The organism is Streptantibioticus cattleyicolor NRRL 8057 = DSM 46488 (genome assembly GCF_000240165.1).
Taxonomy (GTDB): domain Bacteria; phylum Actinomycetota; class Actinomycetes; order Streptomycetales; family Streptomycetaceae; genus Streptantibioticus; species Streptantibioticus cattleyicolor.
The window spans coordinates 2488740-2510923 of record NC_017586.1 but is presented as its reverse complement, the minus strand read 5'-3'; the positions used below and the strand labels follow the sequence as shown (position 1 = coordinate 2510923).

The 22184-nt window shown below is 73.8% G+C and carries 19 protein-coding genes and 1 pseudogene; 11 read left to right on the top strand and 9 right to left on the bottom strand.

Annotated features, from left to right (window positions below):
- Nucleotides 1-4 precede the first annotated feature (4 nt).
- Nucleotides 5-1027, top strand: coding sequence for an acyl-CoA dehydrogenase (locus tag SCATT_RS11110; protein ID WP_014143123.1), 1023 nt, complete (start codon nucleotides 5-7; stop codon nucleotides 1025-1027).
- Nucleotides 1028-1444: 417 nt separating this feature from the next.
- Nucleotides 1445-1846 (top strand): annotated as a pseudogene (locus tag SCATT_RS11105) (ATP-binding protein); the annotation flags it as partial.
- 290 nt (nucleotides 1847-2136) lie between these two features.
- Here the strand turns inward: SCATT_RS11105 and SCATT_RS11100 are convergent.
- A complete protein-coding gene (locus tag SCATT_RS11100; protein WP_014143121.1) occupies nucleotides 2137-3063 on the bottom strand; it encodes a cyclase family protein in 927 nt (308 codons plus the stop codon).
- A gap of 288 nt (nucleotides 3064-3351) precedes the next feature.
- Here SCATT_RS11100 and SCATT_RS11095 point away from each other — a divergent pair, with 288 nt between their 5' ends.
- From SCATT_RS11095 to SCATT_RS11080, 4 genes are read left to right on the top strand one after another with little or no spacing between them, the layout of a single operon-like run.
- Nucleotides 3352-4254 carry an SDR family oxidoreductase gene (locus tag SCATT_RS11095; RefSeq protein WP_042507637.1) on the top strand — a complete coding sequence of 301 codons (903 nt, stop codon included), beginning with the start codon at nucleotides 3352-3354 and terminating at the stop codon, nucleotides 4252-4254.
- A gap of 11 nt (nucleotides 4255-4265) precedes the next feature.
- The gene (locus SCATT_RS11090) at nucleotides 4266-5417 is read left to right on the top strand and encodes an acyl-CoA dehydrogenase family protein (protein WP_014143119.1); all 1152 of its coding nucleotides are present in this window, start codon (nucleotides 4266-4268) and stop codon (nucleotides 5415-5417) included.
- Nucleotides 5414-6925 carry an aldehyde dehydrogenase family protein gene (locus SCATT_RS11085; protein ID WP_014143118.1) on the top strand — a complete coding sequence of 504 codons (1512 nt, stop codon included), beginning with the start codon at nucleotides 5414-5416 and terminating at the stop codon, nucleotides 6923-6925. Before SCATT_RS11090 ends, SCATT_RS11085 begins: the two co-directional genes overlap by 4 nt.
- 13 nt (nucleotides 6926-6938) lie before the next feature.
- The gene (locus tag SCATT_RS11080; RefSeq protein ID WP_014143117.1) at nucleotides 6939-8012 is read left to right on the top strand and encodes a Zn-dependent alcohol dehydrogenase; all 1074 of its coding nucleotides are present in this window, start codon (nucleotides 6939-6941) and stop codon (nucleotides 8010-8012) included.
- Between the two features lie 16 nt (nucleotides 8013-8028).
- Here the strand turns inward: SCATT_RS11080 and SCATT_RS11075 are convergent, their stop codons facing one another.
- Nucleotides 8029-9138, bottom strand: a complete 1110-nt coding sequence (locus tag SCATT_RS11075; protein WP_014143116.1) for a GlxA family transcriptional regulator — start codon at nucleotides 9136-9138, stop codon at nucleotides 8029-8031.
- A gap of 71 nt (nucleotides 9139-9209) precedes the next feature.
- On the opposite strand from SCATT_RS11075, the gene SCATT_RS11070 reads away from it, so the two are divergent.
- The gene (locus SCATT_RS11070) at nucleotides 9210-10595 is read left to right on the top strand and encodes an MFS transporter (RefSeq protein WP_014143115.1); all 1386 of its coding nucleotides are present in this window, start codon (nucleotides 9210-9212) and stop codon (nucleotides 10593-10595) included.
- Nucleotides 10596-10614: 19 nt separating this feature from the next.
- Here SCATT_RS11070 and SCATT_RS11065 read toward each other — a convergent pair whose 3' ends face one another.
- The 3 genes from SCATT_RS11065 to SCATT_RS11055 form a co-directional block, all read right to left on the bottom strand.
- Nucleotides 10615-11250 (bottom strand): flavin reductase family protein, encoded by a 636-nt coding sequence (locus SCATT_RS11065; protein ID WP_014627849.1) that lies wholly within the window; start codon nucleotides 11248-11250, stop codon nucleotides 10615-10617.
- Nucleotides 11251-11342: 92 nt separating this feature from the next.
- Nucleotides 11343-12164, bottom strand: coding sequence for an enoyl-CoA hydratase/isomerase family protein (locus SCATT_RS11060; RefSeq protein ID WP_014143113.1), 822 nt, complete (start codon nucleotides 12162-12164; stop codon nucleotides 11343-11345).
- A gap of 145 nt (nucleotides 12165-12309) precedes the next feature.
- Nucleotides 12310-14523: an acetate--CoA ligase family protein gene (locus SCATT_RS11055; RefSeq protein ID WP_014143112.1), complete on the bottom strand. Its 2214-nt coding sequence runs from the start codon at nucleotides 14521-14523 to the stop codon at nucleotides 12310-12312.
- Between the two features lie 371 nt (nucleotides 14524-14894).
- On the opposite strand from SCATT_RS11055, the gene SCATT_RS11050 reads away from it, so the two are divergent.
- Complete coding sequence (locus tag SCATT_RS11050) at nucleotides 14895-15323, top strand: Zn-ribbon domain-containing OB-fold protein (protein ID WP_014143111.1); 429 nt, start codon at nucleotides 14895-14897, stop codon at nucleotides 15321-15323.
- 72 nt (nucleotides 15324-15395) lie between these two features.
- Here the strand turns inward: SCATT_RS11050 and SCATT_RS11045 are convergent, their stop codons facing one another.
- Nucleotides 15396-15902, bottom strand: coding sequence for an OsmC family protein (locus tag SCATT_RS11045; RefSeq protein ID WP_014143110.1), 507 nt, complete (start codon nucleotides 15900-15902; stop codon nucleotides 15396-15398).
- A gap of 1 nt (nucleotide 15903) precedes the next feature.
- The gene (locus tag SCATT_RS11040) at nucleotides 15904-16548 is read right to left on the bottom strand and encodes a GntR family transcriptional regulator (protein ID WP_014143109.1); all 645 of its coding nucleotides are present in this window, start codon (nucleotides 16546-16548) and stop codon (nucleotides 15904-15906) included.
- 619 nt (nucleotides 16549-17167) lie between these two features.
- Here SCATT_RS11040 and SCATT_RS11035 point away from each other — a divergent pair.
- On the top strand, nucleotides 17168-17779 hold the full coding sequence (locus SCATT_RS11035) for a GNAT family N-acetyltransferase (protein WP_041825066.1): 612 nt from the start codon (nucleotides 17168-17170) through the stop codon (nucleotides 17777-17779).
- 47 nt (nucleotides 17780-17826) lie between these two features.
- Here SCATT_RS11035 and SCATT_RS11030 read toward each other — a convergent pair whose 3' ends face one another.
- Nucleotides 17827-19041, bottom strand: coding sequence for a thiolase C-terminal domain-containing protein (locus SCATT_RS11030; protein WP_014143107.1), 1215 nt, complete (start codon nucleotides 19039-19041; stop codon nucleotides 17827-17829).
- A 115-nt stretch (nucleotides 19042-19156) separates the two neighbouring features.
- Between SCATT_RS11030 and SCATT_RS11025 the strand changes: the two genes are divergently transcribed.
- Both SCATT_RS11025 and SCATT_RS11020 read left to right on the top strand, forming a co-directional pair.
- Entirely contained in the window at nucleotides 19157-20473 is a 1317-nt protein-coding gene (locus SCATT_RS11025) for an acyl-CoA dehydrogenase family protein (protein WP_014143106.1), read from the top strand.
- The gene (locus tag SCATT_RS11020) at nucleotides 20470-20976 is read left to right on the top strand and encodes a nitroreductase family deazaflavin-dependent oxidoreductase (RefSeq protein WP_014143105.1); all 507 of its coding nucleotides are present in this window, start codon (nucleotides 20470-20472) and stop codon (nucleotides 20974-20976) included. Before SCATT_RS11025 ends, SCATT_RS11020 begins: the two co-directional genes overlap by 4 nt.
- 369 nt (nucleotides 20977-21345) lie before the next feature.
- Here SCATT_RS11020 and SCATT_RS11015 read toward each other — a convergent pair whose 3' ends face one another.
- Nucleotides 21346-21993, bottom strand: coding sequence for a TetR family transcriptional regulator (locus SCATT_RS11015; protein WP_041824632.1), 648 nt, complete (start codon nucleotides 21991-21993; stop codon nucleotides 21346-21348).
- Between the last annotated feature and the right edge of the window lie 191 nt (nucleotides 21994-22184).

Below are 22184 nucleotides of genomic sequence, written 5' to 3'. Positions count from 1 at the left end.
CCGGGTGGACTTCCGGCTGACCGAGGAGCAGCGGGCGCTGCGCGCGGGCATGCGCGAGCTGGTCGCACGGCGGTTCCCCCGGGACCGGCTGCGGGCGGCCGTGGACGAGGGGGCCGACCCCGGGGTGTGGCCGGAGCTGGCCGCCGCCGGGCTCTTCCGGCTGCGGCTGGACGGGATGGGCGCCCCCGAGGCGGCGGTGGTCTTCGAGGAGGCCGGCCGGGCGCTGCTGCCGGGGCCGCTGGTGTCCACCCATCTCGCCGCCACCTACGGACTGGTCGCGGCGGCGGAGCGGGGCGAGGCGGTGGTCGCCGGGTGCGACGGGGCGCTGGTCGACCACCTGGCCGGCGCCGACGCCGTACTGGTGGCCGACGGACGCCGTGCGCTGGTGTGCGCGCCGGACGCGCTGCCCGCCGAGCGGATGGCCTCGGTGGATCCGCTCACCGAGCTGTGGCGGTTGCCGTCCGGCTGGTCGTGGCCGGAGTCGAGGCCGGAGTCGGAGTCGGAGTCGGGTTCGGGGCGGGGGGCGGCCGATCCGGCGGCGCTGTGGCGGGACGCGGTGGTGCTCACGGCGGCCGAGCAGAGCGGAAGCGCCGCGCGGACGGTGGAGCTGGCGGTGGAACACGCCCGGTCCCGACGCCAGTTCGGCCGCCCGATCGGCGCGTTCCAGGCGGTCAAGCACCTGTGCGCGCGGATGCTGGTCCGCGCCGAACTGGCCCGCACCGCCGTCTACGCCGCCGCGGTGACCGGCGACCCCGCCGAGACCGCGGCGGCCAAGCTCCTCGCCGACGAGGCCGCGGTGGACAACGCCCGCGACTGCCTCCAGGTCTTCGGCGGAACGGGGTTCACCTGGGAGTCCGACGTCCACCTCCACCTGAAACGGGCGTGGCTGCGGGCCGGGCGCTACCTGGACCGGGCCGCGGCCGAGGAAGCCCTCGCCGACGCGCTGCCGACACCCGCCACGGACCCCGGCCGGAGCCCCCGGCGGCCACCGGACATCCATGATCCCCGCGGACGCCGGGAAGCGTGACGGCCGATGCGCCGGGTGCCGCCGATACCGGGTTGTGTCCTAGGTGTGACTCGTCACGGCCTGGAGTCGGCGCCCGCCTCGGGTAACCTCCATCGGGTGCGAGTGGTCCGAAGGCGCGACAGGCGTGGCGGTGTCCGTGCGACGCCGGGTGCGACGGTTCGCGCTGCTCGCCCGCGACCTTCCGGCGCGCTGTCCGGGCAGGTCGGACGGGGCTCGGCGGGCCGGATCCGACGCGCGGCCACCCTCCGTGACGAGCGTCGCGCGCGGCGCGGCAGGCCCACTCCTTCGCGTGGTAAAGTGCCGGAAGCCCTTGTTGCGGTGGCTGAGGGTCAATCATGCTCTCCATCGGTGTCGTCACAGAACGTGACGACGTGGAGGCGCGAGGCGATGTGTCCGCCGGTTCGGATGGTGTGAGCGGTGCAGGTGCTTCAGGTGCAGACCAATGTCCTCCCGGACCCCGCCGAGGTGGGCCGGGCCCGCCGGTGGGCCCGCTCCCGGCTGCTGGGCTCGGGGATAGCGGCCGATGAACCGATGGCCGAGACGCTGCTCCTGCTGATCTCCGAACTCGTCACCAACGCCGTGGTGCACACCGGTTCCCCGGCCGTGCTGCGGATCTGCCTGCCGGACTCCGACGGCGACGACGCCGGCACGGTACGGGTCGAGGTGGCCGACGCCAGCGACCGCCCCCCGGCGCCCCGGCACGCCCGCGGTGACGACACCGGCGGGCGCGGCCTGGAACTCGTCGACGGCCTCGCCGACCGGTGGGGCTGGCAGCGCGAGGGCTCCGGCAAGCACATCTGGTGCGAGGTGGACCGCGGGCCGTGCGGTGACACCGACCGGGACGCCTCCGCCGACGGCGCCCAAGGTTTCGGCACCCGCCCCCCGCTCGGCCACAGCCGCCCGCTCGGCAACGGCCAGGCCCTCGGCTCCGGCCAGGGCCTCGGTCACGGCCGGACCCTCGGCGCCGGCGCCGCCCTCGGTTCCGGCCAGGGGCTCGGCTCCGGCGGCGGACTCGGCTCCGGCCCGGCGTTCGGAACGGGAGCCGCGGCCCCGTCCGCCTCGGCCGGCTTCGGCGGCGGAACGGGGATCGGCCCCCGCGACCGCGCCGGCTACTTGATCGCCACCGGCGCCACCGGGCTGCCGACCGCCCCGGTGAACGGCTCCGGGGTGGCCGCCAGCAGGAACGCGTAGCGCCCGTCCGCCGCGCACGCCGCCGACAACCCCTCCAGGTTCCAGTTCTGCCCCTGGAGCATGCCCATCTCCACCAGGTGGAGCGCGTGCACCGGCAGCCACAGCCCGTCGACCTCCGGCGGGAACACCTCGAACGTCAACGTGTCGTCGGCCACCGCCGCCACGTCCCGGGCGTGGAACCACCCCGGCGCGCGCAACGACAGCCCCGGTGACGGAAACCCGTACGCCGCGCGGTCGCCCGCCAGGTAGTGGCGCATCTGTCCGGTGCGTACCAGCACCACGTCCCCGCGGCCCACCGTCACCCCCGCCAGCTCCTCCGCCGCGTCCAGGTCCGCCGGGCCCACCGGGTGGCCGGCGGGCAGTCGCTCGACGCCGAGGGCCCGTGCCACGTCCAGCAGTACGCCCCGGGAGACCAGCGAGGTGATCTTCTCCAGCCCGGTGCGGGACGCCCCGTCGTGGGCGGTCACGGTGTGCGCCGGGCGGCCGTTGTAGAGCCGCCCCGAGTGCGAGACGTGCGCCAGGCCGTCCCAGTGCGTGGCCGCCTGAAGGCCCATGGTGACCACGTCGTCGCTGATCGCCACGGTGCCGGGGCCGAACATCTCCCGGTTGAGCGCCACCATCGTGCGCAGCGGGTTGACCCGGCCGGGGACGGCGCCGGTCTGCACGCCGTCCGGGCGCAGCGGCAACGCCAACGGGATCCGCCGCCCGCCGCGCACGGTGGCCACCGCCGCCCGGACCACCTCGTCGGTCACGAAGTTGAGCGTCCCCAACTCGTCCTCGGCGCCCCACCGCCCCCAGTTGTTGACCTGCCGCGCGATCTCCCAGAACTCCTCCGGCAACGCCACCGCGCCCTCCGTCCGATACGTACGCGGGACTTGTGCTCCGGCTCATCGGTACTCCTAGAATCTAACGACCCGTCAGAAACGGTGGAAGGGGCCGGCGTGGGCGACTTCGGGCGTGACGACGCGGAACCACGGAACGACACCGGGCACGGCAGCGCCCCGCACGGCGGCACCACGGGCGACGGCGTCCCGGGCGACGGCGTCCCGGGCGACGGCGGCGGGAGCCAAGGCGGCCGGGGCGAGGGGTTCCTCGACGGCAAGGTCGTCGCCGTCACCGGCGCCGGCCGCGGCATCGGCCGGGCGGTGGCGCTGGCCTGCGCCGCCGAGGGCGCCCGGGTCGTGGTCAACGACTACGGCGTCGCGGTGGACGGCGCCGCCCCCACCAGCGAGGTGGCCACCGCCGTGGCCGAGGAGATCGAGGCAGCCGGCGGCCGGGCGGTCGCCCTCGCGGACGACGTGTCCACCATGGCCGGCGGCGCCCGCGTCGTCACCACGGCCCTCGACACCTACGGCCGCGTCGACGGCGTCGTCTGCGTCGCCGGCATCCTGCGCGAACGCATGCTCTTCAACATGACCGAGGAGGAGTGGGACCCGGTCCTCGCCACCCACCTCAAAGGCACCTTCACCGTCTTCCGCGCCGCCTCCGCCGCCATGCGCCAACAGCGCTCGGGCACCCTGATCGGCTTCACCAGCGGTAACCACCAGGGCAGCGTCTCCCAGGCCAACTACTCCGCGGCCAAGGGCGGCATCATCTCCCTGGTCCGCAGCGCCGCGCTCGGCCTGCACAAGTACGGGGTGACCGCCAACTGCGTCGCCCCCGTCGCCCGGACCCGGATGTCCGCCAAGGTCCCCACGGCCCTCGCCGAGATCGGCGAACCCGAGGACGTCGCCGCCCTTGTCGTCTACCTCCTCAGCGACCGCGCCCGGGACGTCACCGGCCAGGTCTACACCGTGGCCGGCCCCAAGATCGCCGTCTGGGCCCAGCCCCGGGAACTCCGCGCCGCCTACGCCGAGGGCCCCTGGACCCCGCGCCGTATCGCCGACCTCCTCCCCGGCACCGTCGGCACCGACCCGATGCCGCTGCTGACCCGGCCGCCCGCGACGCGCCCCGCCCCGGCCCGGAACGGCCCGGCCCCGTCCGCCCCGGGGGACGCCTCCGTCCCGGACGCCTCCGGCGTCGCCCGCCACTCCTGACGAGGTGCCCCATGGACTTCAGCTTCGGGCCCGACGACGAGACGTTCCGTGCCGAGGCGCGCGCCTGGCTCGACACGCACGTACCCGACGCACCGCCCGGCGGAGGGCCCGGGTGGGAACGCCGGCTCGGTGCCGACGGCTGGATCGGGCTCGGCTGGGACACCACTCACGGCGCCTACGGCAACCGGACGGCGTCCCTGACCCAACAGGTCGTCTGGGGCGAGGAGTACGCGCGGGCCGGAGCGCCGCCCCGGTCCGGCCACATCGGCGAGAACCTGCTGGCCCCCACCCTGCTCGCACACGGCACGCCCGCCCAGCGCGACCGCTTCCTGCCGCCCGTCGCCCGCGGCGAGGAACTGTGGTGCCAGGGCTACAGCGAACCCGGCGCCGGATCCGACCTCGCGAACGTGCGCACCACCGCCGTCCTCGACGGCGCCACCTATCGCATCACCGGCCAGAAGATCTGGACCTCGCTCGCCCGGGACGCGCACTGGTGCTTCCTCCTCGCGCGCACCCGGGCGGACACCACCCGCCACCACGGACTCTCCTTCCTCCTCGTTCCCATGGACCAGCCGGGCCGGATCGAGGTCCGGCCGATCCGGCAGATGACCGGCACCAGCGACTTCAACGAGGTCTTCTTCGACGGCGCCCACGCCGCCGCCGAACATCGCGTCGGCGCCGACGGCGACGGCTGGCGCGTCGCCATGTCCCTCCTCGGCTTCGAACGCGGCGTCTCCACGCTCGTCCAGCAGATCGGCTTCGCCCGCGAACTCGCCGGCCTGGTCGCCACCGCCGTGGCGACCGGCACCGCCGACGACCCGGTGATCCGCGACCGGCTCGTCCGCCAGTGGGCCGAACTGCGCACCATGCGCTGGAACGCCCTGCGCACCCTCGGCACCACCGACCCCGGCGCCCCGAGCCTGTCCAAACTCCTGTGGTCCCAATGGCACCGGCGCCTCGGCGAACTGGCCCTCACCGTCCACGGCACCCCCGCCGCCACGGCCGGCGCCCCGTGGTCCGCCGACACCCCGTACCCGATCGACCCTGTGCACCACCTCTTCCTCTTCAGCCGTGCCGACACCATCTACGGCGGCACCGGCGAGATCCAGCGGAACATCATCGCCGAGCGTGTCCTCGGCCTCCCCCGGGAACCGCGCCCGTGACCGGCCGTCCCGCACCCGCGAACCCGACGGCCGCCGAGGCCGCCGCCCGGATCCACGGACACTGGATCGACGGCTCCTGGCAGCGCCCCGGCGGCGGCCACTACCCCGTCGTCGACCCCGCCACCGAACGGGTCGTCGGCCACGCCCCGCAGGCGACCGAGGGCGACGTCGACGCCGCCGTGCGGGCGGCCCGCGACGCCTGGCCGGCCTGGAGCCGTACCGCACCGGAGCGGCGGGCGGCCGTGCTCGCCAGGGCGGCCGAGCTGCTTGCCGAACGGGCCGCCGGACTCGTCCCGTTGGTGCAGGCGGAGACCGGCGCCACGATCCGGGTCGCCGCCACCATGCAGGTGCCGACGGCGGCGGAACGCTTCCGGCGCTACGCCCGGGGCGCCACCGAGCCGGACACCGTTCCGCTGGCCCCCGTGCCGGTCAAGGCGTCCCCGCTGGCGCCCGGGGGCCTGATCGGCGCGGCGGCGGTGCGGCGTCCGGTGGGCGTGGTCGCCTGCGTCACCTCCTACAACTTCCCCCTGGTCAACCTCGCCGGGAAGGCCGCGCCCGCACTGGCCATGGGCAACACCGTGGTGGCCAAGCCGGCTCCGCAGGACCCGCTGAGCTGCCTGCTCCTCGGCGAACTGCTGAAGGAGGCCGGGCTCCCCGACGGCGTGTTCAACGTGGTGACCGGGGCCGGCGCGGCGACCGGGGAGGCCCTGGTCGCACACCCGGGGGTCGACATGATCAGTTTCACCGGTTCCACCTCCGTGGGTAAGGCGATAGCCGTGACGGCGGGACGGACGATGAAGCGCACCCTGATGGAGCTGGGCGGCAAGGGCGCGGCGATCGTCATGGAGGATGTGCCGGAAGTGGGCCTGAAGTCGGCCATCGGCGCGGTCGGTTCGACCTGGTCCTTCCACAGCGGACAGATCTGCACGGCACCGACCCGCGTGCTCGTCCATCGCGCGCTGTACGAGAAGGTCGTCACCAGTCTCCAACATTACGCGGAGTCACTGACAATCGGGGACCCTGTGGATAACTCCACGATCGTCGGCCCGTTGATCAGCGCAGCCCAGCGCGACCGCGTCGAGGCGTACGTCGCCGGCGCCCGCGACCAGGGCGCCCGCGTCGTCACCGGCGGTACCCGCCCCGCCGTGACGCCCGGTTACTACGTGGCGCCCACGCTGATCACCGACGCCTCACTGGAGATGACCGTCGCCCAGGAGGAGATCTTCGGCCCGGTCGTCGTGGCCATCCCGTTCGACACCGAGGACGAGGCCGTCGCTGTCGCCAACGGCACCCCGTACGGCCTGTACGACTACGTCTTCTCCCGGGACGCGGGCCGGGCCTGGGCGCTGGCGGCCCGGCTGCGCAGCGGAAACGTCGGCATCAACACCGTCCAGCGCCACCCGGAGACCCCTTTCGGCGGCTTCAAGGACAGCGGCGTCGGACGCGACGGCGGCTCCTTCGGGCTGCACGCGTACAGCGAACTCCAGTCGGTGGTCTGGCCGTCCTGAAGGAGCGGTGCTCATGAGAGGCGTCATCTTCGACGGCACGGCCCCCCGGGTCGTCACCGGCCTGCGGGTACGCGACCCGGGGCCGGGCGAGGTGGCCGTGCGGATCAGGGCCGCGGGGCTGTGCCACAGCGACCTGTCGGTGATGGACGGCACCATTCCGTTTCCGCTGCCGGTGGTCCTCGGCCATGAGGGGGCCGGCGTCGTCGAGGCCGTGGGCCCCGGTGTCGGCCATGTGGCCCCGGGCGACCACGTGGCCCTGTCGACCCTGGCCAACTGCGGTACCTGCGCCGACTGCGACCGGGGACGCCCCACGATGTGCCGCAAGGCGATCGGACGCCCCGCGCGGCCGTTCACCCTGGACGGAACCGCGCTGTACAACTTCGCGGCCAACTCGGCGTTCGCGGAACGCACCGTGGTCACCGCCGTGCAGGCCGTGCCGATCCCCGCCGACGTGCCGTTCACCTCGGCCGCCCTGATCGGCTGCGCCGTACTGACCGGCGTCGGCGCGGTCCTCAACCGGGCCAGGGTCGACCGGGGCGAGAGCGTCGTCGTGATCGGCACCGGCGGCGTCGGCCTCAACGTCGTCCAGGGCGCCCGGATCGCCGGGGCCGGCCGCATCGTCGCCGTCGACGCCGACCCGGCCAGACAGGGGCCGGCCCGGCGGTTCGGCGCCACCGACTTCGTCGACGCCTCGGCCGTCGAGGACACCGTCGCCGCGGTGCGCCGCCTGCTGCCGGGCGGCGCCGACCACACCTTCGAATGCGTCGGCCGGCCCGCCCTGGTCCGTCAGGCCGTCGACCTCCTCGACCGGCACGGCCAGGCCGTCCTGCTCGGGGTCGCCCCGCCCGAGGCCGAGGCGTCCATCCGGTTGTCCGGGCTCTATCTCGACAAATCGATCCTCGGCTGCCGCTACGGTACGTCCCGCCCGCAGCGCGACATACCGCTCTACGCCGAGCTGTACCGCCAAGGGCGGTTGTACTTGGACGAGTTGGTCGGCACCACCTACCCGATCGAGGACTTCGCCAAGGCCGTGGCCGACGCCCGGAACGGACGCGTGCTGCGGGCCGTTCTCACTTTCGGTCCCTGAACGACGGCAGCCGGTCTCACCCGGCAGCGGGCGTGCGGAAGGTGCGCCGGTACGCGGTCGGCGACACCCCCAGCGCCGCCTGAAGATGCTGGCGCAGCGAGGCGGCCGTGCCGAAACCGGCGCTGCGCGCCACCTGGTCCACCGTAAGCTCCGTGGACTCCAGCAACTGCCGTGCGCGCTCGACACGTTGCCGGGTGAGCCACTGCCCCGGGCTGACCCCGGTCTCCTCGCGGAAGCGCCGGGTGAACGTCCGTACGCTCATCGACTCCTGGTCGGCCAGGTCGCGCAGCGTGATGGGCTCCTCCAGGTGGTCCTGGGCCCACTCCCGGGCGGTCGCCGTGGTCGCCACCTGCGCGTCCGGCACCGGGCGCAGCACGTACTGCGCCTGCCCGCCGTCCCGGTGCGGCGGTACGACGGTGCGCCGGGCGATGGAGTTGGCGACGGACGCGCCGTGGTCCCGCCGGACCAGGTGCAGGCACAGGTCCACCCCGGCCGCGACGCCGGCCGAGGTCAGCACGTCGCCGTCGTCCACGAAGAGCACGTCGGGGTCGACGCGTACCCGGGGGAAGAGCCGCTGGAAGTGGTCGGTGCGCTTCCAGTGGGTGGTGGCCGGACGGCCGTCGAGCAGCCCGGCGGCGGCGAGCACGTAACTGCCGGTGCAGATGGACACCATGCGGGTGCCGGGCCGGATCGCCGCCAGGGCGTCCCTCAACTCGCGGGTCAGCCGCCCCTCCTCGTACACCGGCCCCGCCTCGTGGGCGGAGGGGACCACCACGGTGTCGGCCAGGGCCAGCGATTCGAGGCCGTAGCGGACGTCGATGGTGAAGTCGGCGTCGGTGTGGACCGGACCGGGCCGGGGCGCGCACGTCCGCACGCTGTAGAGGTCCTCGCCGTGCTCGGTGCGGGAGCCGCCGAGGATGCGGGCGGGGATGCCGAGTTCGAACGGGATGACCCCGTCCTGCACCAGTACGGCCACGCGGTGCACGGGCGTTCCGTCGGCGAGTCTTTGCGGCCGTTCCCAGTCCAAACCACTCGAACGTGGGGTGTGCGTCGTGGCGCCGTCGGAGGCGGGCGCGGGGCCCGGGGCGACGGTTCCGGTCATGGACTGCGCGTCGATGACGGTCATGGCCCGATCCTTGCACATCATGGCTTTCAGGCCACTCGATCGATCACAACCGGCACCGAAAGATATCGGTCGTGACGCGATCAACTTCAGACTCGATACGCGAACCCGATGCGATCCACGACCCCGGCACCACCGGTGCCAACGCGCCCGAGGAAACGATCCTTCCGCAGACGGGGCCGGGACCGCGCCGTGGCGGGCGCATCCACCGGGCCTGGTGGATCGCGGCCGTCGCCTTCCTCACCCTGGTCGGAGCCGCCGCGTTCCGCGCCGTGCCCAGTGTGCTGATCGACCCGCTGCACGCGGAGTTCGGCTGGTCGCACGCCACCATCAGCGCCGCCGTCTCGGTCAACATGGCTCTGTACGGCCTGACATCACCGTTCGCCGCCGCGCTGATGGATCGTTTCGGCATCCGCAAGGTGGTCACCGCCGCCCTGGTCCTGGTGAGCGCGGGCAGCGGACTGACCGTGTTCATGACGGCGAGCTGGCAACTGATGCTCTGCTGGGGCGTGCTCGTCGGCCTCGGCACCGGCTCGATGGCCCTGGCGTTCGTCGGCACCATCACCGGACGGTGGTTCGTCCACCGCCGTGGCCTGGTGTCCGGCATCCTGACCGCGGGCGGCGCGGCCGGTCAACTGGTCTTCCTGCCGCTGGTGTCGACCGTCGTGAACGCCCACGGCTGGCGGACCGCCGCGCTCATGGTCGCCCTCGCCGCCCTCGCCGTCGTCCCGCTGGTCGTCTGGCTGCTCCGCGACAACCCCCAGGACCTGGGGCTCCAGCCGTACGGCGCCGACCCGGCCGAACCTGTACCCGCCCCGCCCCGCCGCCCCGGCGCCGCCCGGCGCGCGCTGGGGGCGCTCTTCTCGGCCGCCCGCACCAAACCGTTCTGGCTGCTCGCCGGCACCTTCGCGATCTGCGGCGCCTCCACCAACGGCCTGGTGGGCACCCACTTCGTACCCGCCGCCCACGACCACGGCATGCCGACCACGGCCGCCGCGAGCCTGCTGGCCGTCATCGGGGTGTTCGACATCGCGGGCACCATCGCCTCCGGCTGGTTCACCGACCGGTTCGACGCGCGCCGGCTGCTCGCCGTCTACTACGGGCTGCGCGGACTGTCGCTGATCTTCCTGCCGATGCTCTTCGCGGCCACCGTCCACCCGCCGATGCTCTTCTTCATCGTCTTCTACGGCCTCGACTGGGTCGCCACGGTGCCCCCCACGCTGGCGCTCTGCCGTGAGCACTACGGGGACGAGGCGCCCGTCGTCTTCGGCTGGGTGCTCGCCTCCCACCAGGTCGGCGCCGCCTTCGTGGCCTTCCTCGCCGGACTCGTCCGGGACACCTTCGGCAGCTACGACCTGGCCTGGTACACCTCGGGCGCGCTGTGCGCCGTCGCCGCGCTGATGGCACTGGTGATCCGCCGGAAGCGCGCCCGGCTGAACCCGGCGCTGGTCGCGGGGTAAAATCCGGGTCGGCGAGGTTTCAACCGTCCACGGCGGTAAAGCGGCCGAATCGGCCCCGGTGGAACAGCAGCGGCGCCACCGGCTCGTCGGCCGTGCCGAGATCGTCCACCCTGCCGATCACCACCAGGTGGTCGCCACCGGTGTGCACGGTGTGGACGGTGCAGTCCACCCACGCCGCCACCCCGGCCAGCAGCGGCGACCCGGTGGCCGGCGCCGGCGACCACTCGACCCCCGCGAACTTGTCCGCACCGCTCACCGCGAACGCCCGGCACTGCGCGTCCTGGCCGGCGCCGAGGATGTTGACGCAGAAGACCCCGGCGTTGGCGATCCGCGGCCACGTCGTGGAGGTACGCGAGACCATGAACGCGACCAGCGGCGGATCCAGGGAGAGCGAGGCGAAGGACTGGCAGGCGAACCCGGCCGGCCGCTCCTCACCGGCCGCCGCCGGCGCGGTCACGACGGTGACCCCGGTCGCGAAGTGCCCCAGCACCCGCCGGAACTCCGCCGGATCCATCCGCTCCGGCGAACCCTCGGGGGCGCCCACGGCCCGCAGCACGGGCCTGGCCGGGGAACCACCGGCGGGCCCCGCGGACGTCGCGGCCCCCACCGACCGGAGATAACGGACGGCGGCCACCGCCATCCCTGCGTGACCCATCACAAGTCCATTGAAACTGATGCGTCGTCAGTACGGAAGGGTGCGGACGGACCCGTGGCGCCCCGCACCGGTACGCGGCCCCGGCACCGCCGTCACCGCCCGCGGAAGACCGGCTCACGGCGCTCGGCGAAGGCACGTACCCCTTCCCGGGCGTCTGCCGTGGTCATGTTGATCTCCTGGGCCGCCGCCTCGGCCGCGAAGGCGGTGGCACGGTCGGCGTCCAGGGACGCGTTGACGAGTTGCTTGGTCAGCGCCAGCGCGCGGGTCGGTCCGGCAGCGAGCCGTTCGGCCCACGAACGAGTGGTTTTCTCCAAGTCCTGCGGGGAAACGACCCGGTTGACCAGCCCGAGCCGTTCGGCACCGGCCGCGGAGAGATCGTCGCCGAAGAACATCAACTCCTTGGCCCGCGCCGCTCCGACCAGACGCGGCAGCAGATACGTTCCGCCCCCGTCCGGCACCAGCCCGCGGCGCACGAACACCTCGATGAACCGGGCGTCCTCCGCCGCGATCACCAGGTCGCAGGCGAACGCCAGATGGGCCCCGATCCCCGCCGCCACCCCGTTGACGGCCGCGATCACCGGCTTCTCGCAGTCCAGCACCGCCGCGATCAACGCCTGCGCGCCCCGCCGGATCGTCCGGGCCGCGTCCCCGGCCACCGGCTCCGTCGGCTCGCCACCCTGGCCCCGGCGCAGATCGGCCCCGGCGCAGAACGCCCGCCCGGTGCCGGTGAGCACCACCGCCCGCACCCGTGGCTCGGCCGACGCCGCCGCCAGCAGCTCGATCACCCGCTCCCGCTGCTCCGGCGCGACCGCGTTCATCGCCTCCGGCCGGTTCAACGTGATCCACGACACCCCGTTGTCAGTGGCGTGGAGTACAAGTGGAGCGACACGGTCTTCACGGGGGGAGTCGGCCATGAGGTTCCTTCGATCGGCCCGGAGACTCCGGGCGGCGGGCGGGTTCCGGCGGGGGTACGCGATCGGGCGGGCGGACGGTCCGAGGGGCACGGGAGGCCCGGCCGCGCGCGGAACGCGGCCAGGCCGGGCGGGGCCGTTCGACCCCTCAGCGGCACACCGCGAGCGCGTCCAGCGCCACCGCGCCCTGTCCGCGCGGCAGCACCATCAACGGGTTGATGTCCAACTCGCCGAGCAGATCGCCGAGTTCGAGCGCCATGCGCTGAGTGCGGAGCACCACGTCCACGAGCGCGTCGGTGTCGGCGGGCGGGGCGCCGCGCACCCCGTCCAGCAGGGGCGCGCCGCGCAGCTCACGCAGCATCGCGCGGGCCTCGTCCTCGCCGAACGGCGGCACGCGCACCGAGGTGTCGCGCAACACCTCCACCAGCACGCCGCCGAGCCCCACGGTCACCGTCGGCCCGAACAACTCGTCGTGCGCCATGCCGACCACCATCTCCACACCGCGGTCGACCATCTGGCACACGAGCACGCCGTCCAGCGCGATCCCCTCGTACCTGGCGATGTCGGTCAGCTGCCGGTAGGCGTCCCGCACCTGGCTGGCCGAGGTGAGCCCGACCTGCACCAGCCCCAGCTCGCTCTTGTGCGCGAGCCGGTCGCCGCTGGCCTTCATCACCACCGGGTAGCCCACCAGCCCGGCGGCCCGCACCGCCCCGGCCGCGCTGCTCACCAACTGCTCACGGGGCACCCGGATCCCGTACGCCCGCAGCAGCTGCTTGGCCGCGTGCTCGCTGAGCCGCCGCCCCGGGGCGAGCAGCGCCCGCGCCTTGCGCGCCGACGGCGACGGGGTGCGCGGCGCGTCCTCGAACGGGGAACGGTAGGCGGCCGTGAACCGGTGGTGGTCCAGGTACGCCTTGACCGCGCCCACGCAGTTGCCGAACGTACGGAACGTGGCCACCCGCGAGGAGCCCAGCAAGGTGGTGCGGTAGGCGTCCTCGGTGCCCACCGGCGAGCCCCACACCACGCACACCAGCTTCTCGGTCCGCTCCGCCGCGTCCACCAGGTCCTGCGCCAGCTTGTCGCTCATCGGCGGGAACGGGCCGGTGATCGGGCAGACGAGCACCCCGATCGCCGGGTCGGCCAGGATGGCGTCGATGATCTTGCGGCCCCGCCAGTCACCGACCGGGTGGCCGCCGTTGTCGATCGGGTTGGAGACGTTGAGGTAGCCGGGGATCCACTGGTGGAGTTCGGCCTGCTTGTCGGCGCCGAGCACGGGCAGTGGGAGGCCGGCGGCGGTGGCCAGGTCGGCGAAGTGGGCTCCGGTGCCGCCGGATATCGAGTAGACGGCGACACCCTCGGCCAGCGGCGGACGGGCCCGGGCGAGCAGCGCCGCGGTGTCCTGCAACTGGTCGAGCGCGTCCACCCGGACCACGCCGAACTGCCGGAAGACGGCGTCGGTCACCGCGTCCGACCCGGTCAGCTTCCCGGTGTGGGAGGCGGCGGTGCGGGCCCCGGTCTCGGTCCGGCCCACCTTGACCACGACCAGCGGCACCTTGTTGCGGGCGGCGCGGTCGGCGGCCAGGGTGAACGAACGCCCGTCCTTGAGCCCTTCCACATACGCCGCGATCGCTCCGGTCCCGGGCCGCTCGGCGAAATAGCCGATGAAGTCGGCGGTCTCCAGGTCGGCCTCGTTGCCGGTCGGGGCCCAGTGGCTGAGCCTGATCCCGAGTTCCTGGAGCGCGAAGACCGGCCGGCCCTGGTGGCCTGACTGGGTGATCAGCGCGATGGCCGAGCCCTGGAGGTCGTCGCGGAAGGTCTCGAAGGCGTTGAGGTTGGTGTTGGGTCCGAGCAGCCGCAGCCCGGACCGGGAGACCGCCTCCGCGAGCCGCCGCTGGGCCGCCGCGCCGGCCGCCCCGGTCTCCGCGAAACCGGAGGCGAAGACCACGGCGAACCGGGCCTTCGCCTCCGCCAGTTCCTCGATCACCGGAAGGGGGTCCCCGACCAGGACGACGGCGAGGTCCACCGGGTGCGGCAGGCTGCCGACGTCGTGATGGCAGCGCAGGCCGAAGACGGTCTCGCGCCCCGGGTTCACCGGCAGCAGCCGGGCACCGACCCGTTCGGCCCAGGCGGCCAGCTGGCGGGTGATGCCGGTGCCGGGCTTGCCCTCGGCGTCGGTGGCGCCGATCACGGCCACCGACTCGGGGCGGAAGAACCGGTCCAGGTCGGGCACGGACGCCCGCAGCGGCCGGCCGCTGACGTCGAGGTCGGCCGTCCCGTGCACGACGGTGCCCGGACGCTCGCCGCAGGCCACGGCGCGAGCCGTGCGCGGGTCGGTGCTGAGGGTGCCGTGGGTGGATCCAAGCATGGTCTCGCCCGCTCCTGGTGGTAGCCAACGCCGCCGGACCGTCAGGGCTTTAGCTGACGTACTGTCAGATTAGCGAGGTGGTGCACTGTCAGGAACAGGGCGGAAGGAGTCGGTGCGGTGTGCCGGTGCGGGCGGCGCGGGGGAGAGCGGACGCGGGCGGCGGCACGGCTTCCGGAACCGGCGGCGGACCGACCGGCGGAGGGGGTGCGGGGGCTGCCGGTCGGCCCGCCGGTTCCGGATTGTTCGCAACGGTCCCATACCCACCCCGGGCGCGGTGCTACCGCACGGAAGGCCGTCCTCTTGCGGCCGGGGTGTGCGATCGACTGAACTGACGTTACGTCAGATAAGTGATGCCGCCCCGGGAGACGCCGATGACCGAAACCCGTCCCGATCTACCGGAGATCGATGAATTCACCAGGCCCTACTGGCGGGCGGCGGCTCGTGGGCGGCTCCTGATCCGCAGGTGCCGGGCCTGCGGCGCGGCGCACCACTACCCGAGGGAGTTCTGCCCGGAATGCTGGAGCGAGGACGTGGTGTGGGAGGAGGCGAGCGGCCGGGCCACGCTCTACACATGGTCGGTGGTGCACGTCAACGACCTGCCGCCGTTCCGTTCCGGGCTGCCGTACGTCGCGGCCGTGGTGGACCTCGCCGAAGGGCCCCGGATGATGACCGGGATCACCGGGTGCGCGCCGGAACGGCTCCGGATCGGGATGGCGTTGCGGGTGGCGTTCCGTCCGTGCGAGCCGCCGGACGCGGCGGAGGGGGTGGTGGCCCCGGTGTTCGAACCGGAGGCGGCCTGAGGGGGCGCGGCACGGTTCCTGGGCGGCCCGCCACCGTCGACGGGCCACGGGGCCACACGGGCGTGAGCGGGCTCAGCCGTGCGACGCGGCCTGATCCGTCACCTCGTCCGCCGCGACGCGCACCGTCGGCTCGTGACGCACCGGGAAGTTGACCGAGTTGGCGATGAAGCACGCCGCGTGGGCGTCGTGGTGGAGCGCGACGGCGCGTTCGGTCATCACCGGGTCGGCCACGGTCACCAGGGGGTTGAGCACGACCTCGGTGAAGTGCCCGCTGTGGCCGGGCGTCTCGCGCATCCGGCCGTGCGCGGTGTCCTCGTAGCCGGTGACCACCACACCATGGCAGGCGCACAGCGCCAGGTACGTCAACATGTGGCACTGGGAGAGCGAGGCGACCAGCAGGTCTTCGGGGTTCCAGCGCTCCGGGACGCCGCCGAACGCCGGGTCGGCCGTGGCGTGGATGTCGGGCTTGCCCTCCGCGACGACGTCGTGCCCCCGGCCGTAGGCGCGGTAACCGGACGTCCCCGTACCGGTGTTGCCGGTCCAGCGGACGGTTACCGCGTAGCTGTGTTCCTTGCCCACGTCAGACTCCTTCGAGATGGTCGGATCGCACGGAGAGGGTGCGCAGGACGTGCTGCCGGGCGGCCTCGGCGGCCGGGCGCGGGGCGCTGCCCGTGATCGCCTCGATCAGCCGCCGGTGTTCGGCGTCGACCTCGGCGGGGCGGCTGGGGGCGGCCAGGGAGTCCCGGGTGGAGACGACGATCTGGTCCCAGATCCGGTCGAGCGTGGTGAGGGCCGGTGTGTTGTCGGCGAGGACGGCGACGTGGCGGTGGAAGGCGCGGTTGAGCCGCACGGCGGTGGCCAGGTCGCCGTCCCGGGTCGCCCGATCCGCCCGGTCCGCGTACTCGACGAGCCGCACCAGCGCGGCGGGCGGGATCTCGCCCGCTGCCTGCCGGCGCGCCGCCAGCTCCGCGGTCAGCGCCTCCAGGGCCGCGCGGAGCTGGTACGCGTCCCGCAGCGCCTTGCCGCCCAGCGCGGCCACCGTCACCCCGCGCCGCCCGCCGTGCACCAGGCCGTCGCTCTCCAGCTTGTGCAACGCCTCGCGGACCGGGGTCCGGCTGACCGCCAGCCGGACCGACAACTCCTGTTCGGTAAGGCGCTGACCAGGCAGGTAGTCTCCCGCCACGATCAGCGCCCGGACCTTGTCGTAGGTGGATTCCGGCTCCACGGCGTGACTGCCCCCAAGATCGTTCCGTGCTGGTGGATGCAATGTATACGCCGGATGCGATGTGGGCGAGGTATTTTCCGGCGACCAGGGTCACGACGGTGCCGATTGTTCCGGGGGTGCTGTTTCGGTGGGGCAGTGTCTTGGTGTCCGGTGCCTTGGCGGTTCGCTGTCCTGGTCCCGTTTGGCGGCTTGGCGTCTTGGTGCTTGGTGCCCGATGTCCTGGTGCCTGGTGCCTGGTGGCTCGGTGGTCTGCCGTCCTGGTCCGCTCGGTGGTCCGCTGTCCCAGGGGTTCGGCATCCCTGATGCCTGTTGCCTTGGTGGCCCGCCGTCCTGGTGCCCGGCGCCGCCCGGTCGCTCACCGTCCCGGCCCCGCCCGGTGGCCCCGGGGGCCCACCATCCGGCCCCGCCCGGTGGCCCGCCGCCCCCGTGCGGGCGCGCCCAGTGGCTCACCGTCCCGTGGCCCGCCGCCCCGGCCCACCCGGCGGCCCGCCCGCTCACGTCCCGGCGACCCGCCGCCCACCGCACCCGTGGCTCGTCGGCCGTCCCCGTGGCCGGCAAGCCGGCCGCCCCCCGACGCTCACGAGTGATCGTGTTCACCGCTCGGGTGTTCAATGATCGGATGCTGACACCGGTTGAACTCTCGGCGTTCGGACTGACCCTCCGGCCGTGGGAGGAGGGCGACGTGGCGGCGGCCTTGCGGGGGCTGAGCGACCCCGATTTCAGCCGTTGGAACACCCCGGCGGAACCGGTACGCGACGAAGCCGCGGCCCTGCGTTTCATACGCGCCCGGGCACAGGGCTGGCGGCGCGGCGACATGGCCTCGTACGCGGTCGTGGCCGACGGGGAGGTGCGCGGCTACATCGGAGTGGCCATGCCGGACGCGCGGATGCGCAGCGGGCGGATCGGTTACTGGACGATCCGCGAACACCGTGGGCACGGGCTGGCCACCCGGGCGCTGGAGACCGTCAGCCGCTGGTGTTTCCGTGACCTGCGGCTGCACCGGCTGGACCTGGTGCACGACGTCGGCAACGACGCCTCCTGCGCCGTCGCGCGCCGGTGCGGCTACCTTTGCGAGGGCGTACTGCGCGGCGGGCGCGTCGACCTGACCGGCGTCCCCCGCGACATGCATCTGCACGCCCGTATCGCGTCCGACCGGGCGCCCGACCCCGAGGCGATATGGCGCGCCCCGCGCGAGGAGGCGCGAGAACGGACCCCGCGCGCGGAGGCGTGAGAACCGGACGCCGTGCGCGCGGGCGCGAGGACGGTCGCCGTGCCCCCTCACCGCCCCAGCACCACCGTCCCCGACGAGCAGAACCACCCGCCGGTACCGGAGGCCACCGCGACCTCCGGCAGCCCGCCGCCCGCCTTGCGTACCTGGTGGCCGCCGGCCTCGCCGCGCAACTGCCGTACCGCCTCGACCAGCAGGAACAGTCCGCGCATCCCCGGATGGCAGGCGGAAAGCCCGCCGCCGTCGGTGTTGACCGGCAGTGCGCCGTCGTACCGCAGCCGTCCTTCCTCGACGAAGCCGCCGCCCTCGCCCTTGGCGCAGAAGCCGAGGTCTTCCAGCGTGACCAGGGTCATGTAGGTGAACGCGTCGTAGATCTCCGCGATGTCGACGTCCCCCGGGGTGATTCCGGCCCGTTGGAAGGCCAGTTGTCCCGAGACGGCGGCGGGTGAGACCGTGAAGTCCGGCCACTGCGACATGGTGGTGTGGGAGACGTACTCCCCGGTGCCCAGGATCCACACCGGCGGCTTGGCGCAGTCCGGGACGCGGTCGGCGGCGGCCAGCAGCACCGCGCAGCCGCCGTCCGAGCGGACGCAGCAGTGCAGTTTGGTGAACGGGTCGGCGATCAGCGGCCCGGCGAGGACGTCCTCGACCGTGACCGGTGCGCGGTACATCGCCTCCGGGTTGCGCGCCGCGTTGGCCCTGGCCTGCACGGCGACCTCGGCCAGCTGCTCGATCGTGGTGCCGTAGGTGTGCATGTGGCGGCGGGCGGCCATGGCGTACTTGGCGATCAGGGTGTGCCCGTAGGGCGCCTCGAACTGGAGCGGGCCCCGCGTGCCGAACGACAGGGTCGCGGTGCGCCGCCCGGCCTTGAGGTCGGCGCGCGCGGTCGAGCCGTAGACGAGCAGCACGGTGTCGGCGTGCCCGGCGGCGATCGCGTCGGCGGCGTGCGCGGCCATCACCTCCCAGGTCGCGCCGCCGACCGAGGTGGACTCCACCCAGGTGGGACGCAGCCCGAGGTATTCGGCGACCTCGGCGGGGGCGAGGGTGCCCAGGCCCGCCGAGGCCAGGCCGTCGACCGCCGAGCGGTCCAGCCCGGAGTCGGCCAGCGCGCGGCGGGCCGCCTGGGCGTGCAGTGCGTACGGGGTCGAGGCGTCGACCCGTCCGCAGTCGGCGAGGGCGACGCCCACCACGGCGACCTCGCGCGCGCCGGTGGGGCGACGGCGTGCGGCGGCCCGGGGGATGGCGGCGGGTATGGGTTTCGGCATGGAAGCTGACGGTACATCAGATTGCGTGGCGCGTCGCCGTTCCGCCCTCTGGGCTTGTGGGAGCGGCTTCTCTAATATGACGGCTCGTCAGATATGCGAGGGCGAGGAGCCGCCGATGGACACCGCGTTCACCGAGGAGCAGGACCAGATCCGGCGCACTCTGCGCGATGTGCTGCTCAAACATTGCGGCCCGGACGAGGTCAAGGTGGCCGTCGGGACCGAGGCCGGTTACGACCGGCGGCTGTGGGAACGGCTCGCCGGTGACCTCGGGCTGCCCGGCCTGGCGCTGCCCCGGGACCTCGGCGGCACCGGTTGCGGCCCCACCGAACTCGCGCTGGCCTGCGAGGAGACCGGGCGGGTGTTGCTGCCCTCCCCGCTGTTCGCCGGATGCGTGCTGGCCGCGCCGCTCATCGCCTCGCTGGGCAGTGCGTCGCAGCGCCGCGCGTACCTGCCCAAGATCGCTTCCGGTGAGCTGACCGCGACGCTCGCCACCCCCGCCCCGCTCGCCACCGCGCTCGCCCTGACCGGCCCCAACGACGTCCCGTGGGCCGGTGACGGCCGGGCCGGCGGCGTCCAGGCCCGCCCGGACGGCACCGGATGGCGGCTGTACGGGCAGGCCGGGCAGGTGCTCGACGGCCACCACGCCGGACTGCTGCTCGTCGCCGCGCACACCGGCGGCTTCGCCCGCAGCCGCACCGCCCTCTTCCTCGTCGACGCCACCGCGCCCGGCCTGCGCCGCACCCGGCTGATGACGCTCGACGAGACCCGCCCGCAGGCCCGGATCGAACTGCGTGACGTACCCGCCGAGCCACTGGGCGACACCGCCACCGGCTTTTCCGTCGCTCACCCGCACGCTTCTACGCCGCCCGCTTCCCAAACCTTGACGGCGCTCACCCGTACGGGGGAACTCGCCGCCACCGTGCTCGCCGCCGAAGCCGTCGGCGCCGCCTCCGCCGTACTCGCCAGTACCGTCGACCACGTTCGGGTCAGGGAGCAGTTCGGGCGCCCCATCGGCTCGTTCCAGGCCGTCAAGCACCGCCTGGCGGACGTGTACGTACGCGTGGAGGCGGCCCGTTCGGCGGCCTACTACGCGGCGTGGGCGGTCGGAACGGAAACCGGGCCCGGCGCCGCCCCGGACGGCACCGAGGGCATCGCGGTGGCCGCCCCGCTCGCCCTCGCCGAAGCCCTGGACGCCCTGCGGCACGCCGCCTCCGAGGCCGTTCAGTTCCACGGCGGGCTCGGCTTCACCTGGGAACACCACGCGCATCTGTACGTCAAACGGGCCGCCGGTGACGAACTGCTCTTCGGCCCGGCACACCGGCTCCGGGCCTGGGCCGCGAGCCGCGCCGGGCTCTTCAGCCCCCGACCGCCCGGCGCCCCCGCCGCCACGTCCCCGGCCGCGCCCGGCCCTCTCGCCGGGAGCCGGGCATGACGGCGGCGGAACGCGGCGGTACGCGGCGGAACACCCGGCAGTGGGTGCAGAAGATCTCCTCCACCAGGGGGTTCGCCGCGGTCGCGCCCCACATCGTCCCGTTGCTCGACAAAACGGTTCACCGCCTGACCCGCGGTAAGGTGATGCTCAGCGCCCGCGCCATGCCCAGCCTGGTGCTGACCACCACCGGCGCCCGGACCGGCCTGCCGCGCACCACACCGCTGGCCTGCATGCCCGAGGCCGGCGGGACGTTCGTCGTGGTCGGCAGCAACTTCGGCCGCGAACACCACCCCGCCTGGACCGCCAACCTGCTGCGTCACCCGCAGGCCCGGATCAGCCGGCGCGGGCGCGAGACCCCGGTCACCGCCACCCTCCTGACCGGCCCGGAACGGGACCGCGCCTGGCAGGCCGTGGTGCGCTTCTGGCCGCCGTACGCGGCGTACGCGGCCCGGGTCGACCGCGAGATCAGGCTGTTCCGGCTGGTCCCCGACGACGGCAGCTGAGGATGCGGCGGCTCAGGGAACGGCAGCTGAGAAGACGGAGCTGAGAAAACGGCAGCTGGGCAAAGGGCGGCTGAGGAAACGATCCGCCACGTCCCGGCCGCACCGGACACGCGGACGCGGGCGCCGCCGCGGCCACCTCCTTCAAGGGGCCGGGCCGGCGCCCGCGTCATTGGCAGGACATTCGCAGGACGGCTGGGGATTGCGGGCGGAGGACGGGCCACCGTCGCGCGGCGGCCGAATCCCCCCGTCACGTCGGGCGCTGCGGCGCGTTCCGTTCGGCCGGGACGGCGAGGACCGGTGGAACGGGTGCGGCGGCAGCCCCGACCGGCATCCGCGCGGGCCCGATCACGGCCCCGCGGCGTTCGGCGGCTACTTGGTCGGCTTCTTGCCCGTCACGCCCAGGTGGACCAGGAGCGCGAGGTTCGGCTTCAGCTCCGCCTGCTTCACGCCCCAGCTGGTGAAGCCCTTCTGGTGGGCGGCGACGGCGGCCAGCATGGCGACCAGCGAACCGGCCACCGCGGCGGGGCTCACCGACTTGTCGATCCTGCCCTTGTCCTGAAGCTCCTTGATCGAGTCCGTCAGGGAGTTGGTGACGGCGTTGAGGATCTTCATGCGGATCTTGTAGAACCGCTTGTCCCCTTCGGCCGCCCCCAGATCGACGACGCGCAGAATGGCGTCGTTGCGGCGCCAGAAGGAGAGGAAGCCGTCGACCAGGTCCTCGGCGGCAGACCAGGCGGCCTTGCCCGCCCAGCTGCGACCGGCGACCAGATCGGTCAGCGTCGCGCCCTCCTTGGCCATTTCCTCGGCGAGTTCGAGGACGGCGCCCTCGACGTCGGGGAAGTACTGGTAGAACGTCGCCGGAGAGGTCCCCGCCATCCGGGCCACGTCGATGACCTTGACGTCCCGGTAGGGCGAGGTGCTGAGCATCTCGCTGAGGCAGTCGAGCAGCTTCTGCCGAGTCGCCTGCCCGCGGCGCCCGGCGACCCGGCCGTCCACGGTTCGAACTTGTCCTGTCATGCCGTCAGTTTACCGGCGGGTGATCAGCGCGCGATTCGGCCGCCTGCAAATGGGGCGGTGACCGTCGGGTGTGGTGAAGCGGCAGGTCAGGACGGTTGCGCGCGGTTCCGCGCGGGTGGCTGCGACGGGTGCGCCGTCGCCGCCGTGGGGGAGTGGGCGGGGTGGCGGGGCCGGGGACGCCGGGGGACGGC

Excerpts from the sequence above, each read along its gene's own strand:
- SCATT_RS11090 (WP_014143119.1), top strand. The coding sequence starts at position 4,266 with ATGGACTTCAGCTTCGGGCCCGACGACGAGACGTTCCGTGCCGAGGCG.
- SCATT_RS11030 (WP_014143107.1), bottom strand. The coding sequence starts at position 19,041 with ATGCCGAAACCCATACCCGCCGCCATCCCCCGGGCCGCCGCACGCCGT.
- SCATT_RS11025 (WP_014143106.1), top strand. The coding sequence starts at position 19,157 with ATGGACACCGCGTTCACCGAGGAGCAGGACCAGATCCGGCGCACTCTG.
- SCATT_RS11020 (WP_014143105.1), top strand. The coding sequence starts at position 20,470 with ATGACGGCGGCGGAACGCGGCGGTACGCGGCGGAACACCCGGCAGTGG.
- SCATT_RS11055 (WP_014143112.1), bottom strand. The coding sequence starts at position 14,523 with ATGCTTGGATCCACCCACGGCACCCTCAGCACCGACCCGCGCACGGCT.
- SCATT_RS11080 (WP_014143117.1), top strand. The coding sequence starts at position 6,939 with ATGAGAGGCGTCATCTTCGACGGCACGGCCCCCCGGGTCGTCACCGGC.
- SCATT_RS11050 (WP_014143111.1), top strand. The coding sequence starts at position 14,895 with ATGACCGAAACCCGTCCCGATCTACCGGAGATCGATGAATTCACCAGG.
- SCATT_RS11015 (WP_041824632.1), bottom strand. The coding sequence starts at position 21,993 with ATGACAGGACAAGTTCGAACCGTGGACGGCCGGGTCGCCGGGCGCCGC.
- SCATT_RS11075 (WP_014143116.1), bottom strand. The coding sequence starts at position 9,138 with ATGACCGTCATCGACGCGCAGTCCATGACCGGAACCGTCGCCCCGGGC.
- SCATT_RS11035 (WP_041825066.1), top strand. The coding sequence starts at position 17,168 with ATGCTGACACCGGTTGAACTCTCGGCGTTCGGACTGACCCTCCGGCCG.
- SCATT_RS11060 (WP_014143113.1), bottom strand. The coding sequence starts at position 12,164 with ATGGCCGACTCCCCCCGTGAAGACCGTGTCGCTCCACTTGTACTCCAC.
- SCATT_RS11065 (WP_014627849.1), bottom strand. The coding sequence starts at position 11,250 with ATGGGTCACGCAGGGATGGCGGTGGCCGCCGTCCGTTATCTCCGGTCG.